This is a genomic window from Streptomyces noursei (assembly GCF_001646665.1).
Taxonomy (GTDB): Bacteria; Actinomycetota; Actinomycetes; order Streptomycetales; family Streptomycetaceae; genus Streptomyces; species Streptomyces lavendulocolor.
Map to the genome: position 1 here is coordinate 85,229 of NZ_LWBU01000035.1, position 14,823 is coordinate 100,051.

The window sequence follows — 14,823 nt, forward strand, 5'->3', positions numbered from 1 at the left end:
GCCGCCACTGCCCAACATGGACTGGATGCTCAAGGAGCTTGCGGCCAGCGTCCCGTACGTCCGACACGTGGTCGTGTTGTCGTCGGACGGTCTGTGCATCGGTCAAGCGAACACGGAGCCCGACACCGCCGACGCCATCGCGGCCGCCTGTTCGGGCATCCAGAGCCTGGCGAAGGCCATCGCGCAGAAGTTCCCGCACGGTGACGGCTCGACCCGCATGGTCGGGATCGAGGTCGACGGCGGCTACTTCTCCCTCATGGCGGCCGGCCCCGGAGCGTATCTCGCGGTGCTGGCCGACGAGGAGGTGGACGCGGGGCTGCTGGGCGACCGGATGCGCACGCTGGTGGTCCGGATCGGCCAGCACATGACCAGCCCGCCGCGTGATGACGTCGGGCAGGCGATGTGACGGCGGAGAACCAGGGCGCGTGGGACGAGGGAAGTCCCGTACCGCTTTACGTCATCTCCGGTGGCCCGGGTTCCTCGGCCAAGGGGTTCAACCTGGTCACCCTCATCGCGTCGAGGTCCGCGCCCGAGCCCGGTATGCAGCCCGAGCAGGCGGCCATCCTGACCATGTGCCAGTACCCGCTGTCCGTGGCCGAGATCTCGGCGTACCTCAGTCTGCCGTTCAGCGTCATCACGGTGCTGCTCTCCAAGCTGGTGGACAACGAGCGGGTTGAGGCCACTGCTCCCGTCCCCGTCGCGGCGGTTCCCGAACTCGGCCTTCTGGAGGCGGTGATCCATGGACTACGTAAGCTCTGACGCACTCGCCGCCGGCCCCCGCCGCTCGGACGTGCTGCTGCCGCACGGCGCCAAGGGCGTCAAGGTGGTGATCGTCGGCGGCTTCGGCGTGGGCAAGACGACGATGGTCGGTGCGGTGAGTGAGATCCCGCCCCTGACCACCGAGGAGACGATGACGCAGGCCGGCGTCGGGATCGACCACAACCCCGGCGCGGAAGGCAAGAACACCACCACCGTCGCGCTGGACTTCGGCCGCATCAGCATCAACGAGGAGCTGATCCTCTACCTCTTCGGCACGCCGGGACAGGAGCGCTTCTGGTTCCTGTGGAACGGCATCTTCGAGGGGGCGCTCGGTGCCGTGGTCCTCATCGACACCCGGAGGATCGAGGTCTGCTTCGAGATCATCACCCGTCTGGAAGACCGCCGCGTTCCCTTCGTCGTGGCCGTCAACACCTTCCCCGAGGCGCCCCAGCACCCGGTGCACGCCCTGCGCGCCGCCCTGGCCCTCAACGACTCGGTGCCCATCATCACCTGCGACGCACGCGACCGGTCGTCCAGCCGCGACGCCCTGCTCTCGCTGATGGGCTACCTGTGCACCCTCGCCGCCGCCCAGGAGTCCGTATGACCGTCCCGCCCACCGACCACACCACCACGGAGCCGGGGGCCACCCCGCCCCGGGGCTGCCCGCACGCCGACACGGGAATCGACGGCCTGACCCGGCTCCACGGGCCCACCGCCGAGACCGACCCCATGGGCCTGTACGAGAAGCTGCGCGCCGCCCACGGTCCGGTGGCGCCCGTCCTGCTCGACGGCGACGTACGGGCCTGGCTCGTCCTCGGGTACCTGGAGAACCGTGACGTGGCCAGCCGCTCCACGCAGTTCTCCCGCGCCCCCCGCACCTGGCACGGCTGGAAGAGCGGCGAGATCGACGCCGCCACCTCGCCGCTGGTGCCGATGATCGGGTGGCGGCCCGACTGCGTGTGCGCGGACGGCGAGGAGCACCAGCGCCTGCGCGGCGCGGTGACGGCCGGCCTCGACCAGTTCGACCACCGCGGTATCCGCCGCCACATCACCCGCTTCGCCCACCAGTTGATCGACGGGTTCTGCGAGCGGGGCGAGGTGGAGCTGGTCAGCCGGTTCACCGAGCACCTGCCCATGCTCGTGCTCACCCACCTGCTCGGCATGCCGGACGAGTCCGGGCCCAGGCTCGTGCACGCGGCCCGCGACCTGTTCAAGGCCACGGAGACGTCGCTCGCGAGCAACGCCTACGTGCTGGAGGCCCTCGAACAGCTCGTCCTCATGAAGAAGAGCGCGCCGGGGCAGGACATCGCCTCCGTGCTGCTGTCCCACCCGGCCGGCCTCACGGACGAGGAGGTGAAGCACCACCTGCGCCTGATCCTGCTCGCGGGCTACGAGACGACCGCCAACCTCATGTCCAACGTGCTGCGCATGGTGGTCACCGACCCGCGCTTCCGCGGCTCGCTCGCGGGCGGCCAGATGACCCTGCCGGAGGCGGTCGAGCAGGTGCTCTGGGACGAGCCGCCGCTGATGGTGTGCCCGGGCCGCTGGGCCACCGGGGACACCAGCCTCGGGGGCCAGGAGATCAAGGCGGGCGACATGCTCCTGCTGGGCCTCGCCGCGGGGAACGTCGACAAGGCGATCCGCCCGGACCCCTCGACCCGGGTGCACCACAACCGCGCGCACCTGTCATTCAGCGCCGGTGCCCATGAGTGCCCCGGCCAGGACATCGGCCGTGTCATCGCCGACACCGGCATCGACATCCTGCTCACCCGGCTGCCCGACATCGCCCTGGCCGTCCCCGAGGAGCGGCTCACCTGGCGCTCCTCCACCTGGTCCCGGCACCTGACGGCGCTGCCCGTGACGTTCGCGCCCCGCCTGCCGGAGGCCCATGACGTGACGGCCCCGCTGCCCGCTCCGCCGCCGCCCAGCAGCACGGTCCCGGCGGCACCCCAACTGCCGCCGGCCGACGTGGCGGTGGGCCGGGGCGGGCCCCGCACCACCTGGCGGGCCAGGCTGCGGCGGTTCCTGCGGGGGCGGTAGGCCCCGCGGCGCCCGTCGGGGCGGGCACCGGCCCCGCCCCGGGGCCGGTGCCGCGGGACCGCCGGTCGGCGGTGCGTCTCAGGAGGCCGGGACGCACCGCCGGCCGGCGGGCGCCCGCTCCTGCCACGGGCCGTCCGCGGGCGCGTAGCGTGGCGCCCCGCTGTACCAGGCGTGGAGCCCGGACAGGAAGCCGCACGCGCCCCGCACCCAGGCATCAAGCTCGGCTCTTTCCACACGGTTCAGCGCGGCCCGCCGTACGAGCACGGGCAGTTCGCTGCGTCTGAGGTGCTCGAAGTGGCGCAGGCGGGCGGTCACCAGATCCGCGGCGGCGCGCATCGCCTCCGGGACGGAGATGCCCAAGGAGGTCTCGAGGACGACGACGAGGTTGTTGACGTCGCGTTCGTCGTGCACCTCCCGGTGGTAGGAGGCGATGTCGTTCGCCAGCCCCATGTAGTCCATGAAGGCGTCCAGCAGGGCGCCGAAGGTCCTGCTGCGCCGTATCCGTTCCGGGACCCGGGCACCGGTCGACAGCTCGACCGAGTAGGGGGCGGTGTAGGCGGCGAAGCTCTCACGGCGGAACTGGGCGTACTCGATGACGTCGGGGACGCGGCCCGTGCGGCTGTTGATCAGTTCCTGCACCCCGGCGTCTATGTACCGTGCCAGGGCCTCGTTCAGCCTCCGCCGCCAGTGGGCCAGCCTCGGGGGGAACAGCCGCTTCTGGAGGTCGGCCATGCCCCGCTCGACGGCGTTGACCGGCTCCGGCAGCCGCGCGCCCGGCTCCGGGGGCAGGAAGGCGTGGAGGCGGGCCGTGAAGGCCTGCGCGCCCGCGAGGTCGCCCGTCTGCTTGAAGGCGGAGGCGAAGTAGTCGTCCCATGCCAGGGCCCAGAGGTTGAACCGGTGGTTGAGCCGCAGGTCGGCGAGCGAGGCGTCGGGCAGCGCCCAGGCGGTCAGCTGGTCGACGGCCATGGCGTGGAACTGGGACGTCGTCCAGATCCCCCGGCGGGCGGCCTGTTCGCCGCCGACCAGCATGCCCATCTCCCGCGCCCACGCCTCGCTCTCCGCGTGCAGGGCCGGCAGGTACGGGTTCACCCTCGTCGAGTACGGCATCCAGAGTATGGGGAGCTTGATGGTCTGCCCTGTCATGAGATCCCTGCTTCCCTTTCGGCGCATCGGTGGGCGGACCACCCCTGCGAGTGGCTGCCCTTGCGTGTTCCGCTCTCGGTCCGGTCGGAGCGCTCATGCCCGTGGGCGGCACGCCGCCGTGGCGCTCCGTGCGTGGCTCGGCGTGCTGTGGGGGGATCGGGGGGCCGGCAGGGCCCGCACACGACCGGCGCGTACATGGCCGCCCTCCGGGGTCGGAACACCGGGGCGCTGCGGCCGGTCGCCACGGCCGGGACGCCGCGGCGGCGGTACGGGCGTACGGGGCCCCGTCACGGGTGCAGGTGCATCCCGTGGCGGGTGTGCGGCTCGCCCGGGTCGTGCCCTTCGACGGAGGACGGGAGGACCGCGAACGTCACTTCCTGGGGCATGGTTTCTCCCTCCGGGCCGGCCCTTGGGTCGACGATCCACTGCTGCCACGGGGGAAGGACACCACACCCTTCCCGCCCCGCGGTGCCCCCAACCGTGCCCAACCCCTCCGATCCACAACCCCAAATCGCCATCTTCGGCGCACAACGAGGGGCGGTTTGTACGGGATTAAACGATCCTTCTGGTCAGGTTGGCTCAAAAGCGATGCAGAAGTCGGCCATGATCGACCACCGGCCGTAGGGCGGACGCCCCCGGGCGGTGGCGGACGAGCACGGCCAACAGGCCCTGGACGGGCCGGCGGTGCGCCACCGGGTCGACGCCTGCCCCGAGGGGCGTTCGGCTCTGCCGGCGGCGGCCGACGCGCCCCACGGGGCTCGGGATTCACGTGCTCCCCGCTCCCCACGCCCGTCCGACCCCACCTACAGCCGCGGCGTGCCCCGCGGCACACCAAACCTCAAGCAGTGCACGATTTACCTATAGGTTATAGTTAAATTTCGATAGGGTTTAGGAACAGCAAGAACAGGTGATGGTTGTGGTTCGGGCAGGACTGAACCCGGAGCGGCTGACGCTCGCCGGTGCGGATCTGGCCGACGAGGCCGGTTTCGAGCAGGTGACCCTGTCCGCGCTCGCCCGGCGTTTCGACGTGAAGCCGGCGAGCCTGTACGCGCATGTGAAGAACTCCCACGAACTCAAGACCCGGATCGCGCTGTTCGCGCTGGAGGAACTCGCCGACCGGGTCGCCGACGCCGTTGCCGGGCGCGCGGGCAAGGACGCGTTGATGGCCTTCGCGAACGCCTACCGGGACTACGCCCGGGCACACCCCGGCCGGTACGAAGCAGCGCGGTACCGGCTCGACCCGCAGACCGCCGCCGCCGGCGCCGGCGTCCGGCACGCGCAGATGACGCGGGCGATCCTGCGCGGCTACGACCTGGCCGAGCCGGACCAGACGCACGCGGTCCGCATGCTGGGCAGCGTCTTCCACGGCTACGCCTCCCTGGAGGCGGCCGGCGCTTTCGACCACACGGACGTCGCCGCGCAGCAGTCCTGGGCATGGACCCTGGACTGCCTCGACACCGCGTTGCGGAGCCGGTCCACCTCCTGACCGGCCGCGTCACCCGCGACGGGGGTCCCCATCCCGACCAGACACCGGCTTGAGGCAATGAGCACCGAACAGAAGCTGATCACCACCCCCGTCACCGCCGACTTCCTGCGCGGACACCTCGACGTGGAAGAAACCGCCCATGGCCTGCTGCCGCACCGGCTGCCCGCCTGGGCGCGCCGCCGCATCCCCGATGACCGGCTGGCCGTGGCCGAGGCCCAGCCCTCCGGCGTCCGGCTGGCCTTCCGTACCAGCGCCACCACCATCCGCCTGGACGCCCTCCCCACCAAGCGCGTCCACCGGGGTTTCCCGCCCCCGCCGGACGGCATCTACGACCTCCTCGTCGACGGCCGCCTCACCAGCCAGGCCACCGTGGCCGGCGGGAACCTGCACACCATCACCGACATGCGGACCCAGACCGCGGAATTCACCCCGGGCCCGGCGGGCACCGCCCACTTCACCGACCTGCCCAACGGCGGGAAGGACATCGAGATCTGGCTCCCGCACGGGGAGATCACCGAGGTCATCGCCCTGCGCACCGACGCCCCCGTCGAACCCGCCCCGGTTACGGGGCGCCGCGTGTGGCTGCACCACGGCAGCTCCATCAGCCATGGATCCAACGCCGTCTTTCCCAGCACCATCTGGCCCGCCCTGGCCGCCTCCGCGGGCGATGTGGAGCTGATCAACCTCGGGTTCGGCGGCAGCGCACTGGTCGACCCGTTCACCGCCCGCGCGATGCGCGACACCCGCGCGGACCTGATCAGCCTCAAGCTCGGCATCAACGTCGTCAACGGCGACACCATGCGCCTGCGCGCGTTCGTCCCCGCCGTCCACGGCTTCCTCGACACCATCCGCGAGGGCCACCCCACAACCCCCTTGCTCCTGGTCTCCCCCATCCTGTGTCCGACCCACGAGAACACTCCCGGGCCTCTCATGCCGGACCTCTCCAGCGGAACCCTGACCTTCAAGGCCACCGGTGATCCGGCCGAGACCGCCGCCGGACGGCTGACACTCACGATCGTCCGCGACGTCCTGGCCGACATCGTCAGGCAGCGGTCCATCGAGGACCCCCATCTCCACTACCTCGACGGACTCGATCTCTACGGCGAGAGCGACCACGACGAGTTCCCCCTGCCGGACGCGATCCACCCCAGCCCCGAAGGACACCGCCGCATCGGGGAGAACTTCGCCAAGCTCGTCTTCGCGGACGACGGGCCCTTCGCCATCCCGACCGGCTGACCCGGACACCCGTGCCCCGGCGGGGAGAGCAGGACCGCCGAGTCCTCCGTACCGCACGACCCCGCAGGCGAACCGGACTCGGCCGCACGTCCCGGGACTGCCCACCGGGGCAGGCCGGAGGCCGTCACCGGTTGGCTGTCAGGAGAGCGTGGGCGTGGCGGACCAGTGCCCGGCGTACCTCGTCGGGGGAGAGCACGGTGAGCGGTGTGGCCAGGCCGAGGAGGTAGATGGCGAGCTGATCGGCGCTGTTGCCGCCGATCTCGACCACGGTGGCTTCCGGGCCGTCAGGGCGGTGTGTGCCAATGGTGGGTGGGATCGTCTGCAGGGCCCGGTCCAGCGGGAGCGGAAGGCGGACCGTCGTGCGGACGGGGTAGACGACGCTCGCTATCCCCCGGGAGACGAGTGCTGCGGCGTCGGGCGGATCGGTCACATCGGCCGGTTCCATGGTGGGGCGGACGCTCACCACCCGGTCGGCTCGAAAAGTGCGCCATTCCTGTTTGGCGACGTCCCGTGCGACCAGGTACCAGCGCAGGCCGGTATGGACCAGGCGGTAGGGGTCGACGGCTCGCACGGAGACCCGGCCGGAGTGATCCCGGTAGGAGAGGGTGGCGCGCAACGCGCTGTGGCAGGCTCGCGCCAGTTCCAGCAGGAGAGGTGTGTCGATCTGCGACTCGCCGGAACGGGGCGTGTGTTCAAGCGTGCCGCCCAGCGCCTCCAGCTGGTCGGCGAGGCGGGTGGGCAAGCTCTGGCGGAGCTTGAGCAGCGCGGAGAGAGCGGCCTGCCCGGTGCCGAGGACTCCGCTGAGCGCGGTCTCGCGCAGCGCGACGGCGACGGCAAGGGCCTCTTCGTCGTCCAGGACCAGCGGCGGCGTCCGGACGCCGGGGCTGAGCCGGTAGCCGCCCCAGGGGCCGGGCGCCGATTCGACCCCGTAGCCCAGGTCTCTCAGCCGGGCGATGTCCCGGCGAACCGTGCGGTCGGTGACCGCCATGCGTTCGGCCAGTTCACGGCAGGTCCATTCGGAGCGCGCCGACAACAAAGACACCAGGCGCAGCAGCCGGGAGGAGGTTCTGATCACAATCTCCCAGTGTCCCGTACGACCAGGACACCACCTGTCAGGGTCACGGCCTACGGTCCGGTCCCATGAACAACCCAGAGATCCGACTGCTGTCCTTCGACTTCGACTGCCCCGACCCGGCTGAACTGGCCCGGTTCTACGGCGAAGCCCTCAACCTGCCCGTGCTGTACCGCAGCGACGACTTCGTCCTGCTGGGGCGGGAGGGAGCCCCAGGGCTCGGCTTCGTCCGCCAGGCCGACTTCCGGCCCCCGGCATGGCCCGACCCCGCGCACCCCAAGCAGGCCCACCTCGAACTGGGCGTCGACGACCTGGACGCCGCGCAGGAGCGGATGCTCGCCCTGGGCGCCGTCCTGCCTTCCTTCCAACCGCGCCCCGATGCGTGGCGGGTGCTCCTGGACCCGGCGGGCCACCCCTTCTGCCTGTCGACCCACGGGGTTTGAGCCCGCCGCCGGTCCCGTACGCGGCTCCGGTGAGGGGGCGGCGGAGACGTACGCCAAGCGTGATCGCAGCCTGCCCTACAGGGTGTCAACCAGTCTCAGTGAACGCGCCGATCGGGAATCCGGTCCCCGATCGGCGCGTCAACGGGTCGCGGTCTCAGGTGAGATGCCGGGCGAAGAACCTCAGCGTGCTCTCCAGCTCGAACGCCGGGATCTCTCCGTGCTTGCCGGGGTTGGCGTGCAAGGTCTTCTCGGCCGAGGCCAGGGCGTCGAACAGCGCCAAGCTCTGCACCCGCGGTACCCGCTCGTCGTCCCACTGCACCAGGAACTCCACCGGAACGGTGATCCGCGCGGCGGCCTCCGCCGATGCCGGCGCACCGCCCAAGCCCAGCACCGCCGCGCGGACCCGCGGTTCGGCAGCGACGAACGGAACGCCGAGGCCGCACCCCAGCGAAACTCCCCAGTAGCCGACCGGGCCGGCGCCGACGTGTTCGAGTCGCTGTACCGCGTCCAGGACCGCCCGCCATTCCGGCACGGTCCGCCGGGCCACGAGTGCCTGGAAGTCGGCGATCAGCGGGGCCAGATCCTCACCGGCCGCCACGCGAGCCTGGTTCTCGGCCACGAGCCGGTCGTACTCCTCGACCTTCGGCCGGTCGCCATGGGCGGGAACGTCGACCGCCACGACCGCGAAACCGCATTCGGTCACGAAGCGGTGTGCACGAGCCAGGATGCCAGGGGCCTTCTTGTGCTGACCGCCACCGTGTCCCATCAGGACGAGCGGACGAGTGGCGACGGCACCTTCCGGTGTCCACAACACGCCAGGTATCTCGCCGAGGGTGAAGAGTTGTTCGCGGACGCCGTCGGACGACGTCTCAGAGATGAAGCGCACAGCGATTCATGCCTTTCGGGATGCCTCCGCGGGCGCTCCCAAAGCCATGCGAGGGAGGGAGGCCCGACCTGTCAAAGCGTTGATCGGTCTCACCTCCTTCGGTTCGCAGCGGTGCACGGCGGCAGGAACGTATCACGAAGGACTTCGCCTGACCCGGGCGGAGGCCGACGAGGCGAAGGTTGGGACGGCACCGGGCGATCCGAACGAAACGGCCCAGCCTCCCGTGTACCGGCGGGGAGTCGGAGCCGTGAGGGAAATCGCGACCGGCATCGCTGGGAACCGGTTCGGAGCTGAGCAGGAAGCGAGGCTGCCGCGTCTCGGTGGCTTCTGTCGAGGGGAGCAAGCGCTGGGCGGAACAACCCGGTCGACGGGGACCGGTGCGATACCTGATCATGCGTCCATGTCGCTGAGAGAGACCCTTGCCCGAGTCGATGCGGACCTGGCCGCCGGCCGGGTTCCCGTCGCGCGCCAGCGTCTGCGCGGTCTGGTCTCGTCCTTCCCGTACGACCTGACGCTCCGCCGCCGTCTGGCCGAGGTGTACCGGCTCTACGGGGATGCCGCCGAGGCCGGACGCTGGATGTACCTCGAGGAGGACCGGATCGCCGCCGAGACCGCCGCCTTCGAGCAGCGGTACGGGTCTCCCGCATGGCGAATGAAGGCCCTCGCCTGGCGCGGTCCCGAGGCGATGGCCGCCACTCCCTTCGCGGAGAGGCAGCTGGTCGCGGTGCGGACCGCCTGCGCCGAGGAGCTGGGACATCCCGTCGACTGGGACGACCCCGCCTCTTACCGGGACGGCCTGGAGGAGAAGTACGAGGAGGTGCCCTTCCGGCCGTGGACGGTCGGCGGTGTGCTGACGGGCGGCGGTTGCCTGGTGGGGGCGCTCGCGTTCATCGCGGTCTGGGTGAACGGAGTCGTCGCCCTCTTCGACTGACCCGCAGGGTCGCGAGAGCCCGGTGGGGACGTGAGGCCCGGACTCGGGGGGTGTGCGGTCCGGTGGGGTGCCGGTCGCTTCCGGGTGGTGCGTACGCAGGGCGGGAGGGGTTCCGGACGGAGCGGTCCACGGCGGTGGGTCGGACGACCGCGACGGCACGCGGCGGGCTCCGGCGGGCTTCGGCGGGCTTCGGCGAAAAACTTCGCGGAGGGCGGCAACCTCCCGGCCACTCGCACGTCGTGGGGGGTGAAGGGCGTGATCCCGCGCCCCCAGATCCAGTCGGGAGAACCACCGTGCCCCACCTGAAGCGCGCCATCCTCACCGTCGCCGCCGTCGGCGCACTGAGCGCCGGCGCTCTGACCGCCGCCGGGCCGTCGTGGGCGGCCGCCGGGCCGGGCGCCGCACCGAGCGCGACGCCTTCGCCCGTTCCGTCGCCGGCCGCGACCGGTGCCCCGAGCGCCGTGCCGTCTGCCACCCCGTCGCCGACGGCCTCCGTCCCGCCGAGCACGATCCCCACCGCGGCACCGGCACCGGCGACCAGCGCCGCCCCGGGCTCCCCGCGGCCCAGCGCGGAGCCGTCCGCCGGGCCCGAGCTCGCGCATACTGGTGGCTCCAGCGCCACCAACACCGCCATGGGGGCCGGCGCCGCCGGGCTCATCGCGCTCGGGGCCGGGACCGTGTTCCTCGTGCGGCGGCGCGCTTCCCGCTGACGTGCTCGCTACGAGGAACCCCGTGCTCCACCACGCCCTGCCGTTCCGCCCGGCCGCACCCGTGCTCCCTCGGGTGCGACCGGGCGGCGGGCGGGGCGTGCGTGCGGCGCTCCGCGCCCTGTTGCTGCGCCGCGACCGGGTGGCGGCCGCCCCGCCCGTACCGCACCCGCGTGAGGAACCGCGGTGGTCCGCGGGGCCGTACGGGGGCGCAGCAGCCGGACCGCCGACCGTCACCGACCTCTACCACGCCCACCGCCTGGGCATGGTGCGTCTCGCCGTGCTGCTCGTCGACGACCTGGCGACCGCCGAGGACGTCGTCCAGGACGCCTTCACCGCGCTCTACCGGCGTCACGGCGAGCACGTCTCCGAGGTCGACAACGCCTTGGCGTACCTGCGCACCTCGGTCGTCAACGCCTCGCGTTCGGTGCTGCGGCGCCGCCGGACGGCCCGTGCCTGGACGCCGCCCGCACCGGCCGACGTCCCCTCCGCCGAGGAGCACGTCGTGCTGGACGAGGCGCACCGGGAGGTTCTGGCCGCGCTGGGCCGGCTCACCCCGCGCCGCCGCCAGGTGCTGGTGCTGCGGTACTGGGCCGACCTCAGCGAGGCGGAGATCGCCCGCACCCTGGGGATCAGCCGGGGAGCGGTCAAGTCGAACGCCAGCCGTGCCCTGGACGCGCTGGAACGGATCCTGGAGGGACGGGTATGAGGGCCGACGGGGAACGCGGACGTGCCGTGGAGAGCCGGCTCCGTCAGGCGCTCGAGGCGCGTGCCGAGTCGGTGGGCGTACGGGACCTGCGGCCGACCGCGCCGCCGCGGCCGGCCGCCGGCCGGTCGTGGTGGTCCCCGTACGCCCGGGCCCGCAGGGTCCGGCTCGCGGGCGTGGCCGGTCTGGTGGCCGCGGTGGTGGCGGGGGTCGCCCACTTCGGGCCGGGTGCCGCTCCGGCCGGCCCCCGCCCCGTCCCGCCGGCCGGGCCGCCCGGCGTCACGTCACCGCCCCCCAGCCCGGCTCCCAGCCCGAGCCCTCGCCCGAGCTCCCCGGGCGGTGCACCCGTCCCCAACCCGAGCGGGACACCGACGCCGACGCCGGACCCGAGCGGGACACCGACGCCCGACCAGAGCGGGGCGAGCCCGGACCCGGGCGGGGCGCCACCGACCCGTACGGCGGACGCGACGCCCAGCCCCCGGCCGAGCTTCACCGTGCCGCGGGACCCGGCCGCGGGGCCCTCCGCGGGGCCCTCCGCCACGCCCGGCTCCGGCGGCGCCGGTGCGTGAGGGAGCGGGGCCACCGCCTCCTCCCGGGCGCGCTCGCCTCAGGGCGACGCCGGGTAGGAGGCCACCACCTTGCCGCCGCTGTCGGTGGCGAGGTAACCGGAGACCATGTACTCGTTGGTGAGGTAGTACATCAGGGTGGGCCGGTCGGAGTTGAACGTCCACCGTTTGACGATGACGTACCGCAGGTTCGGGTTCTCCACGTTGAGTTCGCGCTCGCCGCGCTTCATGAGCGCGGAGAGGCCGTCCCAGTCCATGGCGGTCGGGTCGAAGGGCTGCTCGTCGGCGGAGTCGCGGCTGATGGCGCCACCGGGCCCCGTCCTCGTCGCCACCCCGTTGCGGTACTGGTACCTGTCGTAGGTCTTGGCGCCCGGCCCTGTGGGGATGTCGGCCAGAGCGTAGTCCTCGTAGAAGGTCACCTCCTTGACCTGCGGGTTCCCGCTCGCCTCGCGGAACGCCCCGAGGACGGTGCGGACGTTCGCCGTGGTGAGGAGCGTGCCCTTGACCGTGGCTCCGGCGCTGTCGGCCGAGGGGGCCGTCCCGCTGCCGGAGGTGGCGCCCTGTCCGCCGGACGCGGGGGTGCGCGGGGCGGAACTCGACGCCGGGGTGCGGCCCTTGCCCTGGTCGGTCCCCTCCTCGCCGGTCGGCCAGTTCAGCGCCGCGACCACCACGACCGCGGCGGTGGCCGCCGCGGCGGCGGACACGGTGGCGGCGCGGCGGCCCGCCGAGCGGCGGCCGGGCGGTACGGGCGGCCCGAACATGCCGTTCCGCTCGGTGGTGTGCGGCGTCCAGGCGTGGGGGTGGGAGTGGGCCTGGCCGGCGGCGTACGCCGGGTGCCCGCCGTACGGCGCCCCTGGCGCCCCGTGGGCCGGCGTCGGTGCGGCGTGCGGGGCGTGGCCGGGCGCGGACGCCGGTCCGGACGGTCCGGACGGAGCACCGTGCGGGGCGTCGTGAGGTGTGTCCCGGGGGTCGGTGGCGGCGGCGGGCCGGTCCCCCGGCTGCTGCTGCCGGGGAGCCTCGTGCCGCGAGGCGTCGGCCGGCGCGGGGACCGCTCCGGCCGCGGACGCCTCGCGCAGCAGGCGCTCCAGCTCGGCGCCGTCGGGGCGCTGCGCGGGGTCGCGGACCAGCAGCCGGTCCAGTACGGGGCCGAGCGCGCCCGACCTGACCGGCGGCGGGATCGGGTCGTCGAGGACCGCGACCACGGTGGCGAGGCTGGTGGCCCGACGGAACGGGTGGTGGCCTTCGGCCGCCACGTACAGCAGCATGCCGAGCGACCACAGGTCGGAGGCCGGGTTGCCCTCCTCGCCGCGCACGCGCTCGGGCGCGATGAACTCCGGTGAGCCGATGAGGTCGCCGGTCGAGGTGAGCCGGGACGTCGCCTCGGACAGCACGGCGATCCCGAAGTCGGTCAGGACGGCGCTGCCGTCGGGACGCAGCAGAACGTTCGCGGGCTTGACGTCGCGGTGGTGGATGCCGGCCGAGTGCGCGGCGCGAAGGGCGGACAGGACTTCGAGACCGAGCCGGATCACGTCCGGTACGGGCATGGGGCCCTGGAGGAGCCGGTCGTAGACGGAATTGCCCTCGACCAGTTCCATGACGATCCAGGGGTGCGAGCCGTCGGCGGGCTCGACGATGTGGTGGATCGTCACGACGTGCGGGTTCGACAGGCGGGCCAGCGCCCTCGCCTCGCGTACCGCCCGCTCCCGCAGCTGCGCGGCGAGGCCGGGGTTGGCCTCCTCGACGGCCGGGTCCGGCGGGCGGACCTCCTTCAGCGCCACCTCGCGGTCCAGGGCGATGTCGCGCGCCCGCCAGACCGTACCCATACCGCCGCTGCCCAAGCGGGAGACCAGTTCGAACCGTGCGTCGACCAGGGGTCTACCGCCCTCGCTCATGCTCATGGCCGGTCATCGTAGGCGGCGCGCGCGCCCTCCCGCGCGGCAGGTGCCGGTATCCGGGGGCCCGGCCTCCACCGCGGCCCGGCGCGGGACGCGAGCGGTCGGGGACCGGTCCCTCATTCCCTCGCGGTGGGGCGCCCGGGAGAGGCGTACCGACGTGTCCCCGGGGTGCCGGTCCCGAGGACACCGCTGTCGCGTGCGGTACGGACAGCTCCCTCCACAGCAGCGGAAAACGCGCACGATGCCGGCGTACCGCCGCGGGTACGCTCGCCCGGTGGCGACGACTACGGCGGCTGCCACCGGGGGATGTTCCGTGGCCCGTCCGTCTCGTGCGTCCGGTGCGTCCGGTGCGTCCGGTGCGTCGGCGGCCGGTCGGGTGCCGAGGGTGGGGAATTTTCCAGGACCGATGCCTTCCCCTGCCTGTCGAAGCCCTGCGGAACCTGCCCGCAACAGACTCGGAGGACGCGCGCGTTGAGCGAGGACATGGTGTCGGAGTACCTGCGGTGGATGACCGCCTGCCCCCGCTGCGGCGGCCGGGCGGCGACCACGGGCGGACAGGCCCTGGTGTCCGGTCGTCTTGAGTGGAGCCTGGAGACGGCCTGCGCCGCGTGCGGCGGTCTCGCCGTCTGCGGCCGGGACGACACACCGGCCGAACTGCGCGAGCGGCTCCTCGCGGACGGTGACTGCGGCCCCGCGGTCCTCGAAGTGCCCGGGAGCGGCACCACCGTGGTCGTGACGGTGATGAAGGTGCTCCGCGCCGAGCTGGGTCTGCCGCTGAGCGATGCCAGGGCGGTGGTGGAGGAGGTCCGGTCGGGCGGGTTCACCGGGACGATGCCCGAGACGGCGCGCCTCGCGGACGTCCTGCGCGCGGCGGGCGTCGAGGCGCGAGCCGTTCGCGTGGCCGGGGGCACGCCCGCGGGGGGCCGGCCCGTTCCGTAGTACGGCGGCCGTCC

The 14,823-nt window shown here is 72.9% G+C and carries 16 protein-coding genes; 11 read left to right on the plus strand and 5 right to left on the minus strand.

The window, feature by feature from the left end; all coding sequences use genetic code 11:
* Nucleotides 1–16 precede the first annotated feature (16 nt).
* The 4 genes from A4V12_RS03715 to A4V12_RS03730 are packed head-to-tail and all read left to right on the plus strand — an operon-like array spanning nucleotide 17 to nucleotide 2,799.
* On the plus strand, nucleotides 17–406 hold the full coding sequence (locus A4V12_RS03715; RefSeq protein WP_064067810.1) for a roadblock/LC7 domain-containing protein: 390 nt from the start codon (nucleotides 17–19) through the stop codon (nucleotides 404–406).
* Nucleotides 403–759 (plus strand): DUF742 domain-containing protein, encoded by a 357-nt coding sequence (locus A4V12_RS03720; RefSeq protein WP_064067729.1) that lies wholly within the window; start codon nucleotides 403–405, stop codon nucleotides 757–759. The genes A4V12_RS03715 and A4V12_RS03720 overlap by 4 nt, the downstream gene beginning before the upstream one ends.
* The gene (locus A4V12_RS03725) at nucleotides 740–1,363 is read left to right on the plus strand and encodes a GTP-binding protein (protein ID WP_064067730.1); all 624 of its coding nucleotides are present in this window, start codon (nucleotides 740–742) and stop codon (nucleotides 1,361–1,363) included. Before A4V12_RS03720 ends, A4V12_RS03725 begins: the two co-directional genes overlap by 20 nt.
* Nucleotides 1,360–2,799, plus strand: a complete 1,440-nt coding sequence (locus A4V12_RS03730) for a cytochrome P450 (protein WP_064067731.1) — start codon at nucleotides 1,360–1,362, stop codon at nucleotides 2,797–2,799. Before A4V12_RS03725 ends, A4V12_RS03730 begins: the two co-directional genes overlap by 4 nt.
* A gap of 78 nt (nucleotides 2,800–2,877) precedes the next feature.
* Here A4V12_RS03730 and A4V12_RS03735 read toward each other — a convergent pair whose 3' ends face one another.
* The gene (locus A4V12_RS03735; RefSeq protein ID WP_064067732.1) at nucleotides 2,878–3,942 is read right to left on the minus strand and encodes a terpene synthase family protein; all 1,065 of its coding nucleotides are present in this window, start codon (nucleotides 3,940–3,942) and stop codon (nucleotides 2,878–2,880) included.
* A gap of 916 nt (nucleotides 3,943–4,858) precedes the next feature.
* Between A4V12_RS03735 and A4V12_RS03740 the strand changes: the two genes are divergently transcribed.
* Nucleotides 4,859–5,428, plus strand: a complete 570-nt coding sequence (locus A4V12_RS03740) for a TetR/AcrR family transcriptional regulator (RefSeq protein ID WP_064067733.1) — start codon at nucleotides 4,859–4,861, stop codon at nucleotides 5,426–5,428.
* Nucleotides 5,429–5,485: 57 nt separating this feature from the next.
* Nucleotides 5,486–6,664: a GDSL-type esterase/lipase family protein gene (locus A4V12_RS03745; protein ID WP_064067734.1), complete on the plus strand. Its 1,179-nt coding sequence runs from the start codon at nucleotides 5,486–5,488 to the stop codon at nucleotides 6,662–6,664.
* Between the two features lie 124 nt (nucleotides 6,665–6,788).
* On the opposite strand, the gene A4V12_RS03750 is transcribed toward A4V12_RS03745, so the two are convergent.
* On the minus strand, nucleotides 6,789–7,739 hold the full coding sequence (locus tag A4V12_RS03750; RefSeq protein WP_064067735.1) for a helix-turn-helix transcriptional regulator: 951 nt from the start codon (nucleotides 7,737–7,739) through the stop codon (nucleotides 6,789–6,791).
* A gap of 65 nt (nucleotides 7,740–7,804) precedes the next feature.
* Between A4V12_RS03750 and A4V12_RS03755 the strand changes: the two genes are divergently transcribed.
* Entirely contained in the window at nucleotides 7,805–8,179 is a 375-nt protein-coding gene (locus tag A4V12_RS03755; RefSeq protein WP_064067736.1) for a VOC family protein, read from the plus strand.
* 154 nt (nucleotides 8,180–8,333) lie between these two features.
* Here A4V12_RS03755 and A4V12_RS03760 read toward each other — a convergent pair whose 3' ends face one another.
* Nucleotides 8,334–9,065: a dienelactone hydrolase family protein gene (locus A4V12_RS03760; protein ID WP_064067737.1), complete on the minus strand. Its 732-nt coding sequence runs from the start codon at nucleotides 9,063–9,065 to the stop codon at nucleotides 8,334–8,336.
* Between the two features lie 400 nt (nucleotides 9,066–9,465).
* On the opposite strand from A4V12_RS03760, the gene A4V12_RS03765 reads away from it, so the two are divergent.
* The 3 genes from A4V12_RS03765 (at nucleotide 9,466) to A4V12_RS03775 (ending at nucleotide 11,412) form a co-directional block, all read left to right on the plus strand.
* Nucleotides 9,466–9,996: a DUF6584 family protein gene (locus A4V12_RS03765; protein ID WP_064067738.1), complete on the plus strand. Its 531-nt coding sequence runs from the start codon at nucleotides 9,466–9,468 to the stop codon at nucleotides 9,994–9,996.
* 293 nt (nucleotides 9,997–10,289) lie between these two features.
* The gene (locus A4V12_RS03770; protein ID WP_064067739.1) at nucleotides 10,290–10,706 is read left to right on the plus strand and encodes an LAETG motif-containing sortase-dependent surface protein; all 417 of its coding nucleotides are present in this window, start codon (nucleotides 10,290–10,292) and stop codon (nucleotides 10,704–10,706) included.
* Nucleotides 10,707–10,728: 22 nt separating this feature from the next.
* The gene (locus tag A4V12_RS03775) at nucleotides 10,729–11,412 is read left to right on the plus strand and encodes an RNA polymerase sigma factor (protein WP_423564508.1); all 684 of its coding nucleotides are present in this window, start codon (nucleotides 10,729–10,731) and stop codon (nucleotides 11,410–11,412) included.
* A 43-nt stretch (nucleotides 11,413–11,455) separates the two neighbouring features.
* On the opposite strand, the gene A4V12_RS03780 is transcribed toward A4V12_RS03775, so the two are convergent.
* On the minus strand, nucleotides 11,456–11,950 hold the full coding sequence (locus A4V12_RS03780) for a hypothetical protein (RefSeq protein ID WP_064067740.1): 495 nt from the start codon (nucleotides 11,948–11,950) through the stop codon (nucleotides 11,456–11,458).
* Between the two features lie 66 nt (nucleotides 11,951–12,016).
* Nucleotides 12,017–13,873 carry a serine/threonine-protein kinase gene (locus A4V12_RS03785; RefSeq protein WP_234372066.1) on the minus strand — a complete coding sequence of 619 codons (1,857 nt, stop codon included), beginning with the start codon at nucleotides 13,871–13,873 and terminating at the stop codon, nucleotides 12,017–12,019.
* Between the two features lie 468 nt (nucleotides 13,874–14,341).
* On the opposite strand from A4V12_RS03785, the gene A4V12_RS03790 reads away from it, so the two are divergent.
* A complete protein-coding gene (locus tag A4V12_RS03790; RefSeq protein WP_199831209.1) occupies nucleotides 14,342–14,809 on the plus strand; it encodes a hypothetical protein in 468 nt (155 codons plus the stop codon).
* Nucleotides 14,810–14,823: the final 14 nt, after the last annotated feature.

Excerpts from the sequence above, each read along its gene's own strand:
- A4V12_RS03730 (WP_064067731.1), top strand. The coding sequence starts at position 1,360 with ATGACCGTCCCGCCCACCGACCACACCACCACGGAGCCGGGGGCCACC.
- A4V12_RS03755 (WP_064067736.1), top strand. The coding sequence starts at position 7,805 with ATGAACAACCCAGAGATCCGACTGCTGTCCTTCGACTTCGACTGCCCC.
- A4V12_RS03765 (WP_064067738.1), top strand. The coding sequence starts at position 9,466 with ATGTCGCTGAGAGAGACCCTTGCCCGAGTCGATGCGGACCTGGCCGCC.
- A4V12_RS03785 (WP_234372066.1), bottom strand. The coding sequence starts at position 13,873 with ATGAGCATGAGCGAGGGCGGTAGACCCCTGGTCGACGCACGGTTCGAA.
- A4V12_RS03745 (WP_064067734.1), top strand. The coding sequence starts at position 5,486 with ATGAGCACCGAACAGAAGCTGATCACCACCCCCGTCACCGCCGACTTC.
- A4V12_RS03725 (WP_064067730.1), top strand. The coding sequence starts at position 740 with ATGGACTACGTAAGCTCTGACGCACTCGCCGCCGGCCCCCGCCGCTCG.
- A4V12_RS03715 (WP_064067810.1), top strand. The coding sequence starts at position 17 with ATGGACTGGATGCTCAAGGAGCTTGCGGCCAGCGTCCCGTACGTCCGA.
- A4V12_RS03735 (WP_064067732.1), bottom strand. The coding sequence starts at position 3,942 with ATGACAGGGCAGACCATCAAGCTCCCCATACTCTGGATGCCGTACTCG.